Annotated in this window: 20 protein-coding genes; 15 read left to right on the top strand and 5 right to left on the bottom strand. The window is 50.0% G+C overall.

Translation table 11 applies throughout. The features are described from left to right. Positions 1 to 130 precede the first annotated feature (130 nt). Both purH and purD read left to right on the top strand, forming a co-directional pair. Positions 131 to 1,723, top strand: a complete 1,593-nt coding sequence (purH, locus tag AC6R1A_RS07385) for a bifunctional phosphoribosylaminoimidazolecarboxamide formyltransferase/IMP cyclohydrolase (protein WP_487902799.1) — start codon at positions 131 to 133, stop codon at positions 1,721 to 1,723. A gap of 149 nt (positions 1,724 to 1,872) precedes the next feature. Further along, positions 1,873 to 3,162 carry a phosphoribosylamine--glycine ligase gene (gene purD / locus AC6R1A_RS07390; RefSeq protein WP_500633623.1) on the top strand — a complete coding sequence of 430 codons (1,290 nt, stop codon included), beginning with the start codon at positions 1,873 to 1,875 and terminating at the stop codon, positions 3,160 to 3,162. Positions 3,163 to 3,317: 155 nt separating this feature from the next. Here purD and AC6R1A_RS07395 read toward each other — a convergent pair whose 3' ends face one another. Both AC6R1A_RS07395 and hupA read right to left on the bottom strand, forming a co-directional pair. Continuing rightward, the gene (locus AC6R1A_RS07395; protein WP_500633625.1) at positions 3,318 to 4,022 is read right to left on the bottom strand and encodes a DUF1481 domain-containing protein; all 705 of its coding nucleotides are present in this window, start codon (positions 4,020 to 4,022) and stop codon (positions 3,318 to 3,320) included. Positions 4,023 to 4,243: 221 nt separating this feature from the next. Then, positions 4,244 to 4,516, bottom strand: coding sequence for a nucleoid-associated protein HU-alpha (hupA, locus tag AC6R1A_RS07400; RefSeq protein WP_100754166.1), 273 nt, complete (start codon positions 4,514 to 4,516; stop codon positions 4,244 to 4,246). A 293-nt stretch (positions 4,517 to 4,809) separates the two neighbouring features. Here hupA and AC6R1A_RS07405 point away from each other — a divergent pair, with 293 nt between their 5' ends. Beyond that, positions 4,810 to 5,913 (top strand): CNNM domain-containing protein, encoded by a 1,104-nt coding sequence (locus AC6R1A_RS07405; RefSeq protein ID WP_334554741.1) that lies wholly within the window; start codon positions 4,810 to 4,812, stop codon positions 5,911 to 5,913. 188 nt (positions 5,914 to 6,101) lie between these two features. Here AC6R1A_RS07405 and AC6R1A_RS07410 read toward each other — a convergent pair whose 3' ends face one another. Further along, positions 6,102 to 6,689, bottom strand: a complete 588-nt coding sequence (locus tag AC6R1A_RS07410) for a YjaG family protein (protein ID WP_500634093.1) — start codon at positions 6,687 to 6,689, stop codon at positions 6,102 to 6,104. A 475-nt stretch (positions 6,690 to 7,164) separates the two neighbouring features. Here AC6R1A_RS07410 and yiaK point away from each other — a divergent pair, with 475 nt between their 5' ends. The 12 genes from yiaK (at position 7,165) to AC6R1A_RS07470 (ending at position 18,087) form a co-directional block, all read left to right on the top strand. Then, positions 7,165 to 8,166: a 3-dehydro-L-gulonate 2-dehydrogenase gene (yiaK, locus tag AC6R1A_RS07415; RefSeq protein ID WP_500634092.1), complete on the top strand. Its 1,002-nt coding sequence runs from the start codon at positions 7,165 to 7,167 to the stop codon at positions 8,164 to 8,166. A 24-nt stretch (positions 8,167 to 8,190) separates the two neighbouring features. Next, complete coding sequence (locus AC6R1A_RS07420) at positions 8,191 to 8,682, top strand: TRAP transporter small permease (RefSeq protein WP_500630011.1); 492 nt, start codon at positions 8,191 to 8,193, stop codon at positions 8,680 to 8,682. Further along, complete coding sequence (locus AC6R1A_RS07425) at positions 8,679 to 9,959, top strand: TRAP transporter large permease subunit (protein WP_500630012.1); 1,281 nt, start codon at positions 8,679 to 8,681, stop codon at positions 9,957 to 9,959. The genes AC6R1A_RS07420 and AC6R1A_RS07425 overlap by 4 nt, the downstream gene beginning before the upstream one ends. Positions 9,960 to 9,979: 20 nt before the next feature. Continuing rightward, entirely contained in the window at positions 9,980 to 10,954 is a 975-nt protein-coding gene (locus tag AC6R1A_RS07430; RefSeq protein WP_500634091.1) for a DctP family TRAP transporter solute-binding subunit, read from the top strand. 69 nt (positions 10,955 to 11,023) lie between these two features. Beyond that, positions 11,024 to 11,716 (top strand): L-ribulose-5-phosphate 4-epimerase, encoded by a 693-nt coding sequence (locus AC6R1A_RS07435; RefSeq protein ID WP_500634094.1) that lies wholly within the window; start codon positions 11,024 to 11,026, stop codon positions 11,714 to 11,716. A gap of 9 nt (positions 11,717 to 11,725) precedes the next feature. Continuing rightward, positions 11,726 to 12,553 carry a Cof-type HAD-IIB family hydrolase gene (locus tag AC6R1A_RS07440; RefSeq protein ID WP_500634090.1) on the top strand — a complete coding sequence of 276 codons (828 nt, stop codon included), beginning with the start codon at positions 11,726 to 11,728 and terminating at the stop codon, positions 12,551 to 12,553. Positions 12,554 to 12,570: 17 nt separating this feature from the next. After that, complete coding sequence (locus AC6R1A_RS07445; protein WP_500634089.1) at positions 12,571 to 13,062, top strand: NanQ anomerase/TabA/YiaL family protein; 492 nt, start codon at positions 12,571 to 12,573, stop codon at positions 13,060 to 13,062. Continuing rightward, positions 13,059 to 14,552 (top strand): FGGY-family carbohydrate kinase, encoded by a 1,494-nt coding sequence (locus tag AC6R1A_RS07450; protein ID WP_500634088.1) that lies wholly within the window; start codon positions 13,059 to 13,061, stop codon positions 14,550 to 14,552. The genes AC6R1A_RS07445 and AC6R1A_RS07450 overlap by 4 nt, the downstream gene beginning before the upstream one ends. Then, positions 14,545 to 15,189 carry a 3-keto-L-gulonate-6-phosphate decarboxylase UlaD gene (locus AC6R1A_RS07455; RefSeq protein ID WP_500630017.1) on the top strand — a complete coding sequence of 215 codons (645 nt, stop codon included), beginning with the start codon at positions 14,545 to 14,547 and terminating at the stop codon, positions 15,187 to 15,189. The genes AC6R1A_RS07450 and AC6R1A_RS07455 overlap by 8 nt, the downstream gene beginning before the upstream one ends. A gap of 7 nt (positions 15,190 to 15,196) precedes the next feature. Next, on the top strand, positions 15,197 to 15,955 hold the full coding sequence (locus AC6R1A_RS07460) for an IclR family transcriptional regulator (protein ID WP_500634087.1): 759 nt from the start codon (positions 15,197 to 15,199) through the stop codon (positions 15,953 to 15,955). Positions 15,956 to 15,964: 9 nt separating this feature from the next. After that, a complete protein-coding gene (locus tag AC6R1A_RS07465; protein WP_500634086.1) occupies positions 15,965 to 16,834 on the top strand; it encodes an L-ribulose-5-phosphate 3-epimerase in 870 nt (289 codons plus the stop codon). Positions 16,835 to 16,845: 11 nt separating this feature from the next. Further along, positions 16,846 to 18,087, top strand: coding sequence for an MFS transporter (locus AC6R1A_RS07470; protein ID WP_500630020.1), 1,242 nt, complete (start codon positions 16,846 to 16,848; stop codon positions 18,085 to 18,087). Between the two features lie 4 nt (positions 18,088 to 18,091). Here the strand turns inward: AC6R1A_RS07470 and AC6R1A_RS07475 are convergent, their stop codons facing one another. After that, positions 18,092 to 18,229: a hypothetical protein gene (locus AC6R1A_RS07475; RefSeq protein ID WP_500630021.1), complete on the bottom strand. Its 138-nt coding sequence runs from the start codon at positions 18,227 to 18,229 to the stop codon at positions 18,092 to 18,094. Positions 18,230 to 18,483: 254 nt separating this feature from the next. Then, entirely contained in the window at positions 18,484 to 19,089 is a 606-nt protein-coding gene (locus AC6R1A_RS07480) for a beta-phosphoglucomutase family hydrolase (RefSeq protein ID WP_500634085.1), read from the bottom strand. Positions 19,090 to 19,115 lie beyond the last annotated feature (26 nt).

The raw sequence follows: 19,115 nt of genomic DNA on the forward strand, positions 1-19,115 counted from the left end.
TTTTTGCGATGCCAAACGATTGCGCGAGCTTTTTAGCGCTAACTTGGTTAGAATACGCGCCATAAATTACCCCTGACTATTGTTAATCGTTCATTTGATTGAACTTCGTGAATTTGAGGAAGATGGAAGCATGACTAACGCTCGTCCTATTCGCCGCGCTCTGTTAAGCGTTTCAGACAAAACCGGTATCGTTGAGTTTGCCCAAGCACTCGCTGACCGTGGTGTTGATATTCTATCGACTGGTGGTACGGCTCGCCTATTGGCAGAGCAAGGTATCGCGGTCACTGAAGTGTCTGACTACACCGGTTTCCCAGAAATGATGGATGGCCGCGTTAAGACGCTCCACCCGAAAGTTCACGGTGGCGTACTGGGTCGTCGTGGTCAAGATGACGACGTGATGGCGACGCACGGCATCAACCCAATCGATATGGTGGTGGTGAACCTCTACCCGTTTGCACAAACGGTTGCCAAAGAAGGCTGCACACTCGAAGACGCAGTGGAAAACATCGATATCGGTGGTCCAACCATGGTTCGCTCTGCGGCGAAAAACCACAAAGACGTGACCATCGTTGTTAACGCGCACGACTACGACCGCGTTATTGCAGAAATGGACGCGAACGAGAAATCTCTCACTCTAGAGACGCGTTTTGACCTCGCTATCGCGGCATTCGAACACACCGCAGCTTACGACGGTATGATCGCGAACTACTTCGGCACTATGGTTCCTTCATATGGAGAGAACAAAGAGGGTGACGAAGAGAGCAAATTCCCTCGCACGTTCAATCAGCAGTTCATCAAAAAGCAAGACATGCGTTACGGCGAAAACAGCCACCAAGCGGCGGCGTTTTATGTGGAAGCCAACCCAGAAGAAGCGTCTGTGTCTACTGCGCGCCAAATCCAAGGTAAAGCGCTCTCTTACAACAACATCGCGGACACTGACGCCGCGCTTGAGTGTGTGAAAGAGTTCGATGCGCCAGCGTGTGTGATCGTTAAGCACGCGAACCCATGTGGCGTTGCGCTGGGCGACAACATCCTAGACGCTTACGACCGTGCATTCAAAACAGACCCAACCTCTGCGTTTGGCGGCATTATCGCCTTCAACCGCGAGCTCGATGCAAAAACGGCAACGGCGATCACTGAACGTCAATTTGTTGAGGTGATCATCGCACCTTCTGTGTCTGCAGAAGCGATCGACATCGTGGCAGCGAAAAAGAACGTTCGTCTGCTTGAGTGTGGCGAGTGGACAACTAAGACCACAGGCTTTGACCTCAAACGCGTTAACGGTGGCCTGCTTGTTCAAGACCGTGACCAAGGTATGGTCGATATGTCTGACCTGAAAGTGGTTTCTAAGCGTCAACCTACAGAAGAAGAGCTGAAAGACGCACTATTCTGCTGGAAAGTCGCGAAATACGTGAAATCGAACGCGATTGTTTACTCAAAAGGCGACATGACTGTTGGTGTAGGCGCTGGCCAAATGAGCCGTGTTTACTCGGCGAAAATCGCTGGCATCAAAGCCGCTGACGAAGGTCTACAGGTTGAAGGCTGCGTCATGGCCTCTGATGCCTTCTTCCCATTCCGCGACGGTATCGATGCGGCAGCAGAAGCGGGTATCAAGTGTGTAATTCAGCCAGGTGGCTCAATGCGTGATGACGAAGTGATCGCTGCGGCCGATGAGCATGGTATGGCGATGATATTCACAGGCATGCGCCACTTCCGTCACTAATTACTCGTCGCATTGGGCGCGGTAGCGGCGTTAGCGCTTTCATTCACCCCGGTCACATAGCTAGGCTATGCTCCCGGGGATGAATTCAAGCACTGCCTTGCTACCACACCCACTGCTTAGAGTAATCCAACTTTTGAAAGGATTATTAAATGAATGTTCTAATCATCGGTGCGGGCGGTCGTGAGCACGCACTGGGCTGGAAGGCCGCGCAAAACCCTAAAGTAGAGACGGTTTTCGTTGCACCGGGTAATGCGGGTACAGCGCTTGAGCCAAAACTGGAAAACGTCAACATCGGCGTGGAAGACATCGAAGCGCTCGTGGCATTTGCCAAAGAGAAAGCGATTGAGCTTACTATCGTTGGTCCTGAAGCACCGCTTGTTATCGGTGTGGTGGATGCCTTTCGCGCAGCGGGTCTGCCTATCTTTGGCCCAACAGAAGCGGCGGCTCAGCTTGAAGGCTCTAAAGCATTCACGAAGGACTTCCTCGCGCGTCACGCTATCCCAACGGGCGCCTACGCGAACTTCACTGACATCGAGCCTGCGCTTGCCTACGTCCGTGAACAAGGCGCACCGATTGTGGTTAAGGCTGACGGCCTAGCGGCAGGCAAAGGTGTGATCGTTGCGATGACACTGGAAGAAGCGGAAGACGCCATCAAAGACATGCTCGCAGGCAACGCGTTTGGCGAAGCAGGCAGCCGCGTGGTGATCGAAGAGTTCCTTGACGGTGAAGAAGCGAGCTTTATCGTGATGGTCGATGGCGAGAACGTCCTGCCAATGGCCACCAGCCAAGACCACAAACGTGTTGGCGATAAAGACACCGGCCCAAACACAGGTGGTATGGGCGCGTACTCACCCGCACCTGTGGTCACGCCTGAGATCCACAACCGCATTATGGATGAAGTGATTTACCCTACCGTACGCGGCATGGCAGCAGAAGGTCACCCATACACAGGTTTCCTTTACGCAGGTCTAATGATCGATAGCGACGGCACGCCCAAAGTGATCGAGTACAACTGCCGATTTGGTGACCCAGAAACGCAACCTATCATGATGCGTATGGAATCTGACTTGGTTGAGCTTTGCCTAGCGGCCATCGATAAGAAGCTGGATCAAGCAGAATCAAAATGGGACTCACGTGCGTCCATCGGTATTGTTCTCGCGGCGGGCGGTTACCCAGGTGATTACAACAAAGGCGATGTCATTTCTGGCCTACCGACCAGCGAAGTGGAAGGCGAGAAAGTATTCCACGCCGGCACCACAGAGAAAGACGGCAACGTCGCCACCAACGGCGGCCGCGTTCTGTGCGCCACTGCCCTTGGCAACACGGTCTCTGAAGCGCAAGCACGCGCTTACCAACTGGCCAAACAGATCAGCTGGGATGGCATGTTCCACCGCAACGACATCGGCTACCGCGCCATCGCTCGTGAGCAAGAAAAGTAATCCCTAGCTATTCTCTAAGCCCCATGATCACAAAAGGCACGCCCCGCGTGCCTTTTCTCTCTTTCTTTCCATTACCCATTACCTATCACCCGTTACCTACCACCCATTACCCATCACCCTCTAGGCACTAGCCACTAGGAACTAGGAACTTCCCCCTACTCCACCAACACCGTCCGCTGCAGACAATCATGGCTATCTTCCGCCAACATCAGCAACTCCTCGACCACTACACGATTGCCGCGAGTCGATCCTAGAAACGCCACATAGCTATCAATTGACGCCAAACGGCTCACCACAAACGACGGCAGCGTCTGGTTGAACTCAATCTCGGTGTAACTGCGCCCTTCACAGCTTTCAAACTCACTGCCATCCCAGTAGCCTTGGAGGAGCTCAATCCCTTGCTTCGCTTGCTGCTTGGTTTGCACACCGACATTGCGCGCCTCTTGCTGTAACTGATCCATCATGGACGCGCGCAGCGGGAACACCTTGCCGTCCATCCGGTATTGCTGATAAATCGCCTCACCGTTTTTATTGAAGCGAGCATGAATACGATATGGCACGAGTTCTTGCTCATTACTCTGCTGCAGGCTCAGTTGCTCACCTTCTCGAATCAACTCACGCAGCTCACCTTCATCCCAACGGTAATCAGTCTTATACCAACCATACTCCCCGGCCGTAATGTAATCGGCCGCCGTAAACGGGCTTGAGAGGTATTCGGTGTACCAAAACAGACTGGTCGTGTCCCCCATCACCGAGCCGCCAGAATACTCGGAAAACTGGTCAAGATTAGGGGTAGAGACCGTTGACGAGCAGCCAACCATCAATGAAGACAACAAGAGAGGAAGAATGAGCTTTTTCATAGTAAGACTTTTCATATCAAGAAACCAACGCAGGAAAGGACACGCCAGAAAAATACCGGACATAAAAAACGCCAAGGTATCGATACCTTGGCGTAGTGTAACCCATTTTGTTTCATTGCCTAATGACATTTGACAACATAAACCCTGTCGCTGAGTGCTCGGATTTACGTCATTGATTCAATATCGTGCTTAGGAAGGCAATAGAAGATGAAACAAGTCGATTACTTTACAGAATCTTTCAGAGCTTTACCTGCAACGAAAGCTGGCACGTTAGCTGCTGCGATTTGGATCTCAGCACCTGTTTTAGGGTTACGGCCAGTGCGCGCTGCACGGTGATTTACTTTGAATGTACCAAAACCAATTAGTTGAACCTGGTCACCCTCTTTAAGTGCGTCAGTCACACCGTCAAGAGTTGCTTCAAGAGCAGCTTTAGCTTGCGCTTTAGATAGGTCTGCTTTCTCTGCGATAAAGTCGATTAATTGGGTCTTGTTCATTAGGTTTCCCTTCTCATAGGTTATCGAATTCAACTCACTCTAAAACATAAATGCCCCATCTGGCAAAGGTTTGTCGGCGATCTTTGACTTTCATGGCGTACTTTTAGCCATAATATGAGCTTCAACTCACAATTTGTTACTTTCACACTGTGATCGGATGCTTGTTTTTTCAGTGAATTAGCCATATTTATAACCTCAGAATGGGCTTCGACGTCGGTTATCACTGGCGTCAATACCATGCTACGCTACCCGAATGCGTTCAATTTTCGGGTTGTTTTTGCTATAGGAACTGTATGTTACTGCTCATTATTTACGTCTCTGTTGCGATTGGCGTATCGTTTATTTGCTCCGTGTTAGAAGCGGTGCTGCTCAGTATCAGCCCCAGTTACATTGCCCAGCTTCGCCAGCAAGGTCACCCTGCGGCAAGCAAACTGGCAACCTTAAAACAGGACATCGACCGCCCATTGGCCTCGATTCTTACCCTCAATACCATCGCCCACACTATTGGCGCGGCCAGTGCAGGCGCTCAGGCGGCGGTGGTGTTTGGCAGTCAGTGGTTGGGCGTGTTCTCTGGCGTACTGACGCTTGGCATTTTGGTGCTGTCTGAGATTGTGCCGAAAACCCTAGGCGCGACCTACTGGCGTCAGCTCGCACCGGCCTCAGCCATTGCTTTACGTTGGATGGTGTGGGCCCTAACGCCGTTCGTGTGGTTTTCAGAGCAAATCACCAAGCGCCTAGCCAGCGGTCATCAAGCGCCAAAAATGCGCGATGAGCTCTCCGCGATGGCGATCTTAGCCCGTGAAAGCGGTGAGTTTGCCGAAGGGGAGTCAAAGATCCTCACCAACTTGCTCGGCATCCAAGATGTGCCTGTCACCCAAGTGATGACGCCAAGACCGGTGGTGTTTCGTGTCGATGCTGAGATGACGATTGTAGAGTTTCTCAAAGCCTACCCAGATACGCCGTTTTCGCGCCCGCTGATTTACAGCCAGTCAAAGGACAACATCCTAGGCTTTGTGCATCGATTGGAGCTGTATAAGCTCAAGCAGCAGGGCCACGGCGACAAACAGTTGGGTTCCGTGATGCGCCCGATTCATGTGCTGCTCAACACTCTGTCGCTGCCAAGAGCCTTTGAGCAGATGATGGCAAAACGCTTACAACTGGCGATGGTGGTCGATGAGTACGGCACCATTCAGGGGATTTTGACCCTAGAGGACATCTTCGAGCACTTAGTCGGTGAGAACATCGTCGACGAGGCCGACCATACCACCAACATGCAAGAGTTGGCGTTTGAGCGCTGGGAAGTGTGGAAACAAACCCATGGCGTGATTGAAAAGCGTGATGAGGATGAGGGTGAAGCGGAAAAGGTGGCTGAAGAGCCAACCGAACCGCCGAAGTAGGTGGGGGAGTTCCTAGTGCCTAGATCCTAGTTTCTAGAGGGAAAATGTTAGGATCTGGGCACTGGTTTCGGGGGGCTCGCTTCTAGAAGAAGTCGGTACTCAATGAGGAAACCCACTTCAAGTATCTAGGTACCCACCTCTAGGAACTAGGCACTAGAAACTAGGCACTCTCATCTAGGAACTCGCCTCTAGAAACTCACCCCTATATTACTTACACCTTCTTCTTTCAGCTCTAGGCGTAAGTCTTTAATCAAATCGATGTCGCGTTCGGTGGCCTCTTTTAGTGGTCTAAAGATCGCCCACTGCACATCCCACTCTGCGCATACGGCTTCGTTTTGCTTTTGGTTGTCATTGGTAATGGCGACGCCAGTTTGCGCTTCTTCGAGGTTGGCGACCGTCATCACGGAAAGCTGGCTGACTTTCTGCATGTTGTCGTAGAGGTAGTCTCGGTCAAGCAAGCCGTGCAATAGCGTCGATAAGCCGACACACGCATCAATGGCCGGGAACACGCCGTAGAAATCAAAATCTTCCGAGCTTGGGATCAGCTCTTCGAGTTTTTCAAGCTGGCGCTCAAAGTTCACCTTGGCGGTTTTTACCGTCAGTTGCTCCCAAATACTGTCTAGAATGTCACGGTAGATGCGCGGCTGCGCAAATTCGGTAGTTTCGCAAAATAGGGCATAGTTGGGGTACATACGTTCACACAGACACGCCATAAAGGTAATCTGTTTCCAAGGCTCTAACTTCTCTAGGCGAAGCTGAAGAGGATTTTGTAGCATAGTGGCTCACTGATTGCGCAAAGGAAAGGAATGAGGAGTCACGTCATCGACGTAAACTCGGCTAGCCAAGTTTACTTGATTAGAGCAAGGGAAAAAAGAAAAGCCCGATAAATTCCGCTCAGTGCGCCTCCCTTTGCCCGACCTTACGCATTCACGGCCCTTTTTTTTGGTTAAAGGGTCTGACCAAAACTAGAGCGCACCACCGAAAATGACGATGTAAGCCCCCAACTTCATGCCTTGTATTCGTTATCTCCCTTCGTTTCACGCAAAGTTTCTATCGATTATTGATCCAGACCTCACTATTTGTTCCGCAGTTCGGAATTAACCAAACTTTTTATTTCATTTATTAGCCAGCTAACAGTTTGGGCAAAATCCATAAGCCCAGAAAATGGATCACCACTTGGCTCACAGTTTTATTTTGAAACTTTCACAATAATAAATTCCGAATTATGGAATTTCACATTGGAGAGACGACATGCCTTTAGTATCCACAGACAGATTACAACAAGAATACGAACGTATTTTACTCGCTCGAGATATGAAACCGGAGATGGCCACCAAACTCGCTGCGGGTTTTGTAGAAATGGCAAACGAAGGTACTTATTCCCATGGTATCAACCGTTTTCCGGTGTTCATTGAGCAAGTGGATAAAGGTCAAATCAAATTGAATGCTGAACCAGAATGCGTCAACAGTATGGGCGCATTGGAGCAATGGGATTGCAATTTCGGCCCGGGCGTTTTAAACGGCCTGATTTGCTCAGAACGCGCGATGGAACTAGCCCGAGAATTTGGCATTGGTATGGTCGGGATGCGCAATTCAAACCACTGGATGAGAGGCGGGGCCTACGTGTTAAAAATGGCCAGAGAAGGCTTTGCCGGTATCGCGTCCACCAACTCTATCGCCGTCATGCCAGCATGGGGCGGCAAAGATCATCGCTTAGGTTCCAACCCGCTGATTATGGCGATTGCCGGCGATCCTCCTGTTGTGGTGGATTGCTCGATGACGCAATTCTCTTATGGCCAATTACAAAACTTCGTCCTCGCAGATAAAGAGCTCCCTGTGGTTGGCGGTTTTGACGACAACGGTGAGTTGACCAAAGACCCTCATACCCTTTGGGAGAACAAACGTCTACTGCCTATGGGTTTTTGGAAAGGCTCCTCGATGGCTATCGTACTGGACATGATGTTGACGGCCATCTCTGGTGGTTATTCCGTTCCCGCTCTGACCGAGGACATGGGGGGCGAGTTCGGTGTATCACAATTTCTTATCGCCATTGATCTAAGCAAAACCATGGACAAAGGTCGATATGCGCAAGAAATGCAGCGTATTCGCGACTATGTTCTGGCCTCTGAGCCCGCGGAAACTGGCAACGTCATGATCGCAGGATCAGAGATCAGCAATTTCATCAAAAAGCATGAAGCTGCAGGTGGTATCGAGATCAACGACGGCATTTGGCAACAAATCACGTCACTTTAGTTCGCTTAAGGTGAGGAAAGCGTTATGCAAAGTGTATTCAAGAGCATATGGAAATCGATAGACGTTCTCATGGCCATTATTATGGCGTGCATGATTGCGCTCGTGTTTACCAACGTGGTATTGCGCTACGGTTTCTCTTCTGGTCTTCGTCCCTCTGTTGAACTCTCTCGCCTTGGGCTTGTGTGGATTGTCATGCTTGGCGCTGCGGTTGTGCTGCGCCGAGGTGAACACCTAGCCGTTTCTGAGTTTTCCGAACGCTTAATGCCCAAAGCTGTGCCTGTATTAAGACGTCTGTGTTGGTGCATCGTCTTGATCGCTGTAGGCATGCTTTATGTCGGCGCTTATCGACAAATGATGGCGAACTGGTCTGATATTTCTCAATTGACAGGTCTGCCATCGGCGCTTTTCTACTTAGCCGGTGTCATCTCCGGAGGATTAATGGCTGTCATCGCTTTCGTCCGTATTTTCAAACCAGATTGGCAACTCGATGATGCCAATGAGGAGAGCCCACTATGACTCTCGCAATTTTCTTATCTGTCCTAATTATTTCCATCTTGCTCGGCCTTCCTGTTGCCTTTGCCTTGCTGTTGGCCTCGATGGCGTTGATGGTCAATATGGACTTTTTTAGTGCCGACATCTTGGCTCAGTCGCTGATCAATGGTGTTGATAGCTTTACCCTACTGGCTATCCCGTTTTTTCTCATCGCGGGAGAGGTGATGGCCTCGGGTGGTCTATCACAAAGGATTGTCCGTTTGGCATCGACGTACGTCGGTCACCGTCAAGGGGGGCTGGGTTACGTCGCCATCATGACATCGGTCCTACTGGCTGGTTTGTCTGGCTCTGCGGTGGCCGATGCGGCAGCACTCGTCAGTATCCTCTATCCGATGATGAAAGCCGCCAAGTACCCAGAGGCGCCGTCAATGGGGCTCCTTGCTTCAGGCGGTATTATTGCGCCAGTCATCCCCCCATCGATCCCTCTGATCCTCGTTGGGGTGGCCGGGGGTATTTCGATAAAAAACCTTTTCTTAGGTGGGATTGTACCTGGCCTCCTAATGGGTATGACGCTGATGTTTATGTGGCGCATGACCGTACGCAAAGAAAAGCTAGAGACCAGTCCGAAAGCCAGTCGAGAAGAAAAACGCGCAGCGTTGAAAGACGGGACTTGGGCGCTATTGCTACCGATCATCATTATCGTCGGTATCCGCTTTGGTATCTTCACGCCGACAGAAGCGGCCGTTGTCGCAGCCGTGTACGCCATCTTTATTTCAACCTTTATCTACAAAGAGCTGACCTTAAGTAAGTTCTACCATATTTTACTTAATGCTGGCCGTTCGACCGCCATGGTCATGTTCCTAGTCGGCTGTGCCATGGTCGCAGCATGGTTGGTGACGGTCGCGCAACTGCCTCAGCAACTTGTCGAATTGCTCGGTCCACTGGTTGACAGTCCTAGATTGTTGATGGCGGTGATCATGCTGCTCGTACTGTGCGTGGGCATGGTCATGGACCTCAGTCCAACCATATTAATATTGGTTCCACTCTTTATGCCTGTCATCAAAATGGCAGGGATAGACCCCACGTATTTCGGGCTTTTGTTCGTGATTAACTGTTCGATCGGCCTGATTACGCCTCCCGTAGGCACCGTACTGAACGTCGTATGCGGTGTAGCGAGAGTACCTATGTCGACAGCCGTTAAAGGAGTCCTACCCTTTATTGCTGCCTACATGGCGCTGCTTGCTTTGTTTGTCATATTTCCAAGCATCATCACTGTACCAATGTCGTTCGTCATTGGTTAATCCCTAACGGAGAAACAATAATGAAAACCCTACTTAAAACAACACTAATCGCATCCACTCTGGCACTTAGCTCCAACGCGTTTGCTGCCACCACACTCAAACTCGCGCACGCAGCGCCAGAGTCAGATCTGCAACAAGAGATGTCTCTATTTTTCAAAAAAGAAGTCGAGGCACGCTCGAAAGGTGAGTTGATCGTGAATATCTACCCTCAAGGGCAGTTGGGCAGTGACAAACAAATGATCGATGGCTCGCGCGCAGGCATCGTGGACTTGGCCATGGTGGGCTTGAACAACTACAACGGTCTAATGCCAGAATCAGCCGCTTTCACGCTGCCATTCATGTTCCCTGATCGTCAAACCGCATACAAAGTGCTTGATGGCGAGCCTGGTCAGGAAGTGTTGAAGCGCTTTGAAGATTTTGGTCTGAAAGGGTTGGGTTACCCAGAAAATGGTTATCGCAATATGACCAATAACAATAAACCGATCCGAGTCCCAAGTGACGTCAAAGGTCTGCAGATGCGTGTCAACGGTTCAAAAGCCCTGAACGACATGTTCAATGAACTCGGCGCCAACCCACAACAGCTGCCTGTTTCTGAGCTGTATACCGCGCTCGAAACCGGTGTCGTGGACTCACAAGATCACCCTATTTCCGTCACCCTCTCTTTTAAGTTTGATGAGGTTCAGAAGTACCTAAGTTTGACTCAGCACGCTTACTCACCTCTTGTTTTAACGATGAATCTACGCAAGTTCAACGGCTTGAATGCCGAAGAGCAGAAGATCATCGAAGAAGTATCGGCAGAAGCGGTCGCAATGCAACGTAAGCTCAGCATCGACAAGGAAGATCAAATGATTGCTCAGCTTGAAGCCAATGGCATGGAAGTGAACCGCGATGTCGACGGTAAAGCGTTCCAAGAAGCTATTCAGCCCGTGTGGAGTGCCTATATCAAACAAAATGGCGACACTATGATCAACAAGATCAAGCTCGCCGCTCAATAACGTCAGTGCGCCATCGCTCACATTAAGAGCGATGGCCTCCCCCAACAATGGACAGCGATAACCATGACTATGTATCAGGAACTGAAAGAAAGGGTACTCAAAGCGAACCTTCTGTTACCCAAATATGGATTAGTGACGTTTACCTGGGGAAACGTCTCTGAAATAGACCGCACATTGGGCGTCATTGCCATTAAACCATCGGGCGTTGAGTACGACGTAATGGGCGTGGACGATATTGTGGTGATCGATTTAGAAGGTCAACGCATTGAAGGCACTCTCAACCCCTCCAGCGATACCGCGACCCATATTGAGCTTTACAAAGCCTTTCCTAATATCGGCGGGATCGTCCATACCCACTCTCGCAACGCGACGATTTGGGCACAAGCGGGGAGAGACATACCGGCACTAGGCACGACCCATGCCGACTATTTCTATGGTGATGTGCCATGTACTCGCCTACTGACCAAAGCCGAGATTGAGTCCAATTATGAACGCAATACCGGCACAGTGATTATTGAAACATTCCAGCAACGACAGATTGACCCGCTCGAAATGCCAGGTGTCGTCGTCGCAGGCCATGCTCCCTTTACTTGGGGAAAAAATGGGGCTGATGCGGTGCACAATGCGGTCGTGATGGAAGAAATCGCAGCAATGGCAACGGCAACACGTGCCATCAGTCCGGAAGTGGCGATTCAAAAAGAGCTGCTCGATAAGCACTACCTGCGTAAGCACGGTAAAAACGCCTATTACGGGCAAAAGTAAGGAGGCGCTATGTATTCATTGTTGGCACTCGATTTGGACGGAACCGTTCTAAACTCCAAGCACGAGATAAGCTCGCCGCTTGTTGAGGTTATCCAAGCGCTTTCGAAAAAAGTCCACACGGTGATCGTCACCGGTCGACACCACGTTGCGGCGAAACCGTACTACCAGCAATTGGGCCTCTCTACGCCCATTATTTGTTGCAATGGTACGTACGTGTATGACTACAAAACAGACACGGTGCTTAGTGCCAACCCGATCGCCAAACCAAATGCCGAGACCTTCATCACGCTCGCACAAGACTACCAACTCAAGATGGTCATGTATGTGCGTGATGCGATGCTCTACTCACAGCACAACCCCGTCGACTACATGCACGCGCTTGAACAGTGGTCTCACCAATTTCCAGCAACGGACAGACCGAATATTTTCACAATACAGGACTTCCATGAAGAGATGACAAAAACCGAGCATATTTGGAAGTTTGTCGTCGAAGGCGACGTCGACCACTTTTTGTCGTTGCCTTTTGTCCGTGACAACTTTAATGGGGAGCGCTCCTGGCATGACCGCGTCGACTTTGCGTCCAAGGGCAACAGCAAAGGGAATGCCCTCAAGCGCTACATCGAACCTCTAGGGCTTACCCTGTCTGAGTGTGTTGCCGTGGGCGATAACCACAATGACATCTCTATGCTCACCCAAGCCGGGTTAGGGATCGCCATGCGCAACGCCAGTGATGCGGTGCAAAATGTCGCCACGCTCGTCACCGATGGCGACAACGACCATCCCACCAGTCTTGCGCATTTACTGTCGTCTGTTTTTCATCACAAAGCGTCTGTGTAAGCGCAAGGAGCCTATTTATGTTAGTTGGTCAACTCAAACATTCAGCCTGCGCCACCGGCTATCCCGTCGCGATTCAACGCCTTTTAGCCACATTAGAGAGCTTGGATGTGAAAGCCCTCCCCGCAGGTCGCCATACATTACCTGGATTTGATGAAACGAAAGCCTGGTTTGTGATCCTCGACTACGACAAGGCACCGATTGACTCGTTTCTTCCAGAAGTGCACCGACATCACAGCGATCTGCAAATCGTCCTCGAAGGCACGGAGATGATGGCATGGGCCCTGGATAACGGCACCCACACCCACGCCGAGCCCTATCAGGCAGAACGTGACCTGCAGTTCTATCAACGACAAGGCATCGAGCTCAATTTGCTGCGTGCCCGTCCGGGTCACTTTTATCTGTTTACACCTGAAACCATCCACATCACCAATATTGACGATGGCGATTCACGCCCGGTGCGCAAACTGGTGGTCAAAATCCATAATAGTCTTCTGGAGTCCACATCATGAACCACTACATAGGCATCGATTCCGGCGGTACGTTCATGAAAGCCGCGCTCTACAATGCCCAAGGCAAGCAACTTGGCTTGGCCAGGGTCTCAGCCAGCGTCATCAATACGCAAAAAGGTTGGGTGGAACGTGATCTCGACGCATTATGGGGCGACGCCGTCAGCGCCATCAGGCAGTTACTCGATACCACACTGGTTTCGCCCGAGACAATCAAAGGGATCAGTATTTCCGCACAAGGCAAAGGCGTCTACCTGCTAGACCGGCATGGAAATAACCTCGGTCACGGCATTATGTCTTCTGATGCTCGCGCCTTGAGGATCGTAAAAAACTGGCTCAATGAGGGAAAAGCGGAAGCGATTTACCCGACCACATTACAAACTTTATGGACAGGGCACCCCGTTTCGATTCTTCGTTGGATCAAAGAGAACGATATCGAACGTTACAATAACATTGGCTCCGTTTTAATGTCTCATGACTATCTGCGTTATCGACTGACTGGCGAAGTTTATGCCGAGCTCACCAACATTTCAGAGAGCAACTACTTCAACGCTCACACGGGTCAATACGACCGTTCATTGCTCGAAACCTTTGGTATCGAAGAGTTATTCCACGCACTCCCACCCATTGTTTCGCCTTCACAGCTTGCAGGTAAAATCACTCAGTCTGTCGCCAAGGAGACCGGACTGCTCGAGGGCACGCCCGTGTATGGCGGTTTGTTCGATGTTGTGTCGACCGCAGTCTGCTCGGGCATCAATGCGTCTGCTCACGCTCTGAACTACGTAATGGGAACATGGGCTGTGACGTCAGGCATCGCCACAACTGTGACAGAGCAAGCGCACAATTTTGTCTACGGACACTATGTCATAGATGGCGAATACATTATTCATGAAGCCAGCCCTACGTCTGCCGGCAATTATGAGTGGTTTTCTGAATACTTGGGCGACAATGGCGTCCTCAACCATACCGAAAACCAAGCTCTCGTCTCACAACTTGAGCCCGCTAGCAGCAGCGTGTTTTTTGTCCCGTTTCTCTATGGTTCCAATCAAGGGTTGGGTCTGAAATCTGGCTTCTACGGCCTTCAGTCTCACCACACAAAAGCGCACCTTATCCAGGCCATCTGGGAGGGCATTCTCTTTTGTCACAATGTCCATTTAGAACGCATGCGTCTGCGCTTTCCTCACGCCAAGGTTTTAAAAGTCACAGGAGGGCCTGCGTCAAGCCCAGTTTGGATGCAGATGCTGGCGGATCTCACCGGTATGACGGTAGAAATCTCGGCAATCGACGAAACTGGCTCACTGGGCGCGGCCATGATGGCGATGTTGGGGGCGGGTGAGTTTCAATCTTTGACCGAGTGCACCGCTGCACTCACCGGGAACAGCACGCGTATTGAACCCAACAAAGAGAACTATCAACGTTATCAGAACAAGTTCCGCCGCTATCAACACCTCGTTCAGCTCTTTAAACAATTTGAGGACGACATTCATGCCTAAACCGCTATTGCAACTCGCGCTCGACTCTACCGATCTGTATCAAGCGCTCAGCGCCGTTGAACCTATCGCCGAACAACTCGATGTCATCGAAATTGGTACCATTCTGGCTTTTTCACATGGTGTTGGCGCCGTGGAAGCTGTTAGAAAACGCTACCCCAATCACCTGGTTGTTTGTGATATGAAAATCACCGACGCCAGTGCGATATTGACGGAAATGGCGATGGAAGCGGGCGCCGATTGGGTGACAGTGAGCGCAGCGGCACATATCGAAACCATTCGTTCAGCCAAAAACGTCACCGATAAGTTTGGTGGCGAAGTTCAGATAGAGCTCTATGGCCATTGGACTGTCGACGACGCCCAGCAATGGCTAGATATGGGGATCACTCAAGCTATTTATCATCGTTCTCGTGACGCGGAGCTAGCGGGTGTGAGCTGGACCGCAGAAGACCTAAATAAAATGCGGATTTTGTCGGATATGGGAATTGAACTCTCCATAACTGGTGGTATTGTGCCTGACGATCTGCATTTGTTTAAACACCTGTCTGCCAAATCTTTCATTGCGGGTAGAGCCTTAACGGGTGCACAGGGCAAAGAGATTGCTGAGCAATTTCATTCTGAAATAGGAAAATATTGGTAACGCGCGTATGAGTGAGCAAATTAAATCGTTGTCGAAAGCTTTAACTGTATTGGAATTTTTGGGTCACTACCCAAACGGAGTTTCACTACAAAAAGTAGCCGAGGGCACTGGATTTAACAAATCGTCTGTTCATCGCATTTTGTCCACATTCGAAGAGTCCGGCTACGTGGCTCAAATGAGCTCAGGCAAAGCCTATCGACTGACCATGAAACTGCTTCAACTTGGTCATGCCGCAATGAACTCTGATGTGACGGGTGCCGTCAAGCCTTTCCTATCTGAACTGCTGGATGACGTCAATGAGACGGTGAACTTCCTCGCCTTTGATGCCGACAACATCATCTTCAAAGACAAGTTTGAACCCGTCAATGCCGCATTTCGCACACGCACCTACGTGGGCTTGCATTCTCCTATGTACTGCTCCGCCGCTGGAAAATGCTACTTGGCATTTAGTTCCGACCGAGTACGTGAGACTTATTGGCAACGCAATGTCAGTACCATGCGCCCACTGACCGAAAATACCATTCTCGATAAAACACAATTTTTCGAGGTGTTGGATACGATCAAGGCTCGAGGTTACGCATTGGACGATGAAGAGAACGAGGCCGGCATTTCGTGTGTCGCTGTCCCCATCTTCGATAACAATCATACGCCCGTCTATGCCGTGAGCGTCTCGTCTCTCACTCCAAAAATGAAAGCATTGGGATACGACGTTATCGCGTCGAAAATCAAAGACATCACGACTCGAATCGAGCAACAACTTTTTTAAGGAAGTCATATGTTCAGCTCAAAAAACAAATTCAGATTAGGTATTTACGAGAAAGCAATGCCCGCGTCACTTTCATGGGAAGCGCGCTTAATGAAGGCAAAAGAAGCGGGGTTCGATTTCGTCGAGATTTCCGTCGATGAAAGCGATGAACGCAGAGCAAGATTGGACTGGAGTGATGACGAAGTCTATGCATTGCGACGCCTTTGCGAACAGCACGCCATGCCTTTGCAATCCATGTGTTTGAGCGCTCATAGAAAGTACCCATTCGGGTCAATGGATGATCGCATCCGAGACGAATCACTTCGTATTATGGAGAAAGCGATCGCTCTGGCCTACAAACTCGGTATTCGATGCATTCAAATGGCCGGCTATGACGTCTTTTATGAGGAACAATCGCAAGATACCCACCAGCGGTTTATCGACGGCATGAAGCAAGCGGTGAAAATGGCCGAGAGAGCTGGGATCATGCTTGGCGTTGAAATCATGGATACACCTTACCTCAACTCACTGAGCAAGTTTGAGGTCCTCAAACGTGAGATCCCGTCGCCTTACTTTATGGCCTACCCTGATGTCGGCAACATCTCCGGTTGGAACTATGATGTCTGCACGGAGCTAAAGCTAAGTAGAGACCATATCGTACAAGTTCACCTAAAAGATACACTTCGCGTCTCGCCCACTTGCAAAGGCCAGTTTCGCGACCTAGTAATTGGACAAGGTGAAGTTGACTTTAACGGTATTTTCAAAACCTTAGCTGAGATTGACTATCAGGCACCGTTTGTGATCGAAATGTGGGCACAAAACGAGCACTGGTTTGATGACATCCTTGAAGCCAAGGCAACACTGATGCGTATTGCGAATGAGGCAGGGTTGGCACTCTAAGGGAGAAGGCGATGAAATCCGTGCGAATAAAGGATGCGCCTTTAGCGTTACTTTCATCGATCTTTTTCATTTGGGGACTGATTACCGTCTGCAGTAATTCACTGATCCCACACTACAAAGAGGCATTTGATCTCGACTACAAGATGGCCATGCTCTTTCCCATGGCCTTTTTTATCACCCGCATCACCGTTTCATTGCCGACGTCCTTAGTCATGCTCCACTTGGGCTACAAAACCACCTTGAAATACTGTTTGATCGGGTGCTTATTCGGTTGCCTTTCAATGGCGTATCTAGTGCGCGAGGAAACGCTCATAACGACCGTGTTGGGGATTTTACTGATGGCATCAGGCATTTCCGCCATCCAGGTCGTAAGCTCTCCCTATGTATCCCTACTCGATAGGCCGGAAAAAAGCGTCCTACGCCAGAGTATCGCCACCGCATCCAACTCAATCGGGACCGTGCTTGGTCCTTTAATATTGGCTGCGGTTATTCTTATCGCCACCACGTTTGGGTGGACGCAGACAGCGGAGCACGTCTCCATTTTATTCGTCTGTATCGCCACGTACTTCGCCGCTTTGATTGTCTGTTTTCACTCTATTCACTTACCCGATATTCAGCCCGGCAAAAAAACCAAGTTTCGACACGGCATCTCTGCGCTGTATCACAATCAATCATTTCGAACGCTCGCCATCGCGCTGACCTTGTACGTCGGCGTAGAAGTCAGTTTCGGTACTTATACAATTTCCTACCTCGCAGATGAGGCCTATGGGCAGATCGGTTTAGTATCGGCAACACAATGGATTACGTGGTATTGGATGGGGATGTTCTTGGGGAGGGTGGGCTTCGCTCGGCTGGGCGCCAAGGTAAATGTCACGCGATTGCTGACCTGCTGTTGCGCGCTTGCCATACTCATCAGCGTGTTTGCGATGACCATTCATCACGTCAGTATTGGGTATCTTATGCTCAGTGTCGGTTTGTTAAATGCCACACTTTACCCAATCATCTACTCTAAGGCACTTCACGCTGCCGGCGCTTACAGAGAGCAAGGCGCAGCTGTACTTATCATGTGCTCTATTGGCGGCGTACTTTTACCGTTGATTCAAGCAATAGTGATCGACGCTTGGAACTTACACACTAGCTTCATCGCTCCCGCCATCGCTTACCTAGCGATGGTCGCTCTGTATTACAAAGCGCAACACCATAAGTCTGCTTTAGCCCGCACGGCACAAAATGAAGCGGGCGATCAACGTTAGTCTCTTAGACCCAAGCAGATGCTAGGAAGAGAACGAGTGCGCTCATAGACACAGCCGCTTTAACAAAAAACATAAACTCATCAGCGATCATTGATTTCATAGGCTCTTCATTTTTTTCAGAAGTCATAACTGTCGTGTTCATACTTAACCCTTGTACTGATTATGTGATCTATGGTTAATTTTGCTCCAATTTGTGACATTAGTCAATCAAATCTGTACTTTTATTACACAGAACAAGGTCAAAAAATGCAACGACAGGCGTGAAATACCTAAGCCGGTAATTATATTACATAAACGATGGTGCGCGCCCTCGAAGGCAACATCCGCCTTTTCACTTGATGTGTTTGACGGGTGCTCTCGCGAAACGGGCGCAATACGATAGGTGTGAAGTCGAGTCTATGGACGTCTCGCCGGAATAAATTGCACCACGGTGCCATTCTTTACCATGTAGCAATCCATGCCTGCTCGTGTTGCCGCCTGTTGACCAATCAGTGTATCTTCGAAAACGACACAGCTTGCAGGAGGTAGCGACAAGTTCTGAGCCACCTGAAGAAACGTATCTGGATGAGGTTTGTGGTTGACCACATCATCTGAAGTGACCAATGTTTGGATATAGGAAGGAATCGATGTGGTGGCTAAAATCGCGTTGGCATGCTTAGCCTGCGATCCAGTGCCAATACCCACTTTCTTCGTGTTCTCATAGCGCTTTAATAGTGAGAAGGTCCCTTCTATCACTTCGCCTTTGTGTTCAATCGCTTCATAGTTGGCCGTTTTATCCGCCGTGATCATGGCAGGATCCAACGTCAACTCGTACCGTTTTAACAGTTCGAGTGTCACCTTCCTTGATGGCATGCCACCCAGGCTATCAAGCCAAGGCTTGTCATAAGGGATAGAGAAGGTTTTACACGTTTTCTCCCACGCTGTCGCATGAGCGATCATGGAATTGACTAAAGTGCCATCTAAGTCAAAGATGATACCTTGGTAATGCGTTAAATCGGGCATCTGCTTCCTTATCATTAACGTTGATG

Source organism: Vibrio sp. R10-SG3-ISO3 (genome assembly GCF_059834225.1).

Excerpts from the sequence above, each read along its gene's own strand:
- AC6R1A_RS07405 (WP_334554741.1), top strand. The coding sequence starts at position 4,810 with ATGTTACTGCTCATTATTTACGTCTCTGTTGCGATTGGCGTATCGTTT.
- AC6R1A_RS07410 (WP_500634093.1), bottom strand. The coding sequence starts at position 6,689 with ATGCTACAAAATCCTCTTCAGCTTCGCCTAGAGAAGTTAGAGCCTTGG.
- yiaK (WP_500634092.1), top strand. The coding sequence starts at position 7,165 with ATGCCTTTAGTATCCACAGACAGATTACAACAAGAATACGAACGTATT.
- AC6R1A_RS07435 (WP_500634094.1), top strand. The coding sequence starts at position 11,024 with ATGTATCAGGAACTGAAAGAAAGGGTACTCAAAGCGAACCTTCTGTTA.
- AC6R1A_RS07420 (WP_500630011.1), top strand. The coding sequence starts at position 8,191 with ATGCAAAGTGTATTCAAGAGCATATGGAAATCGATAGACGTTCTCATG.
- AC6R1A_RS07480 (WP_500634085.1), bottom strand. The coding sequence starts at position 19,089 with ATGCCCGATTTAACGCATTACCAAGGTATCATCTTTGACTTAGATGGC.
- AC6R1A_RS07470 (WP_500630020.1), top strand. The coding sequence starts at position 16,846 with ATGAAATCCGTGCGAATAAAGGATGCGCCTTTAGCGTTACTTTCATCG.
- purD (WP_500633623.1), top strand. The coding sequence starts at position 1,873 with ATGAATGTTCTAATCATCGGTGCGGGCGGTCGTGAGCACGCACTGGGC.
- AC6R1A_RS07430 (WP_500634091.1), top strand. The coding sequence starts at position 9,980 with ATGAAAACCCTACTTAAAACAACACTAATCGCATCCACTCTGGCACTT.
- AC6R1A_RS07425 (WP_500630012.1), top strand. The coding sequence starts at position 8,679 with ATGACTCTCGCAATTTTCTTATCTGTCCTAATTATTTCCATCTTGCTC.
- AC6R1A_RS07445 (WP_500634089.1), top strand. The coding sequence starts at position 12,571 with ATGTTAGTTGGTCAACTCAAACATTCAGCCTGCGCCACCGGCTATCCC.
- AC6R1A_RS07440 (WP_500634090.1), top strand. The coding sequence starts at position 11,726 with ATGTATTCATTGTTGGCACTCGATTTGGACGGAACCGTTCTAAACTCC.
- AC6R1A_RS07475 (WP_500630021.1), bottom strand. The coding sequence starts at position 18,229 with ATGAACACGACAGTTATGACTTCTGAAAAAAATGAAGAGCCTATGAAA.
- AC6R1A_RS07460 (WP_500634087.1), top strand. The coding sequence starts at position 15,197 with ATGAGTGAGCAAATTAAATCGTTGTCGAAAGCTTTAACTGTATTGGAA.
- AC6R1A_RS07395 (WP_500633625.1), bottom strand. The coding sequence starts at position 4,022 with ATGAAAAAGCTCATTCTTCCTCTCTTGTTGTCTTCATTGATGGTTGGC.
- purH (WP_487902799.1), top strand. The coding sequence starts at position 131 with ATGACTAACGCTCGTCCTATTCGCCGCGCTCTGTTAAGCGTTTCAGAC.
- AC6R1A_RS07465 (WP_500634086.1), top strand. The coding sequence starts at position 15,965 with ATGTTCAGCTCAAAAAACAAATTCAGATTAGGTATTTACGAGAAAGCA.
- AC6R1A_RS07455 (WP_500630017.1), top strand. The coding sequence starts at position 14,545 with ATGCCTAAACCGCTATTGCAACTCGCGCTCGACTCTACCGATCTGTAT.
- AC6R1A_RS07450 (WP_500634088.1), top strand. The coding sequence starts at position 13,059 with ATGAACCACTACATAGGCATCGATTCCGGCGGTACGTTCATGAAAGCC.
- hupA (WP_100754166.1), bottom strand. The coding sequence starts at position 4,516 with ATGAACAAGACCCAATTAATCGACTTTATCGCAGAGAAAGCAGACCTA.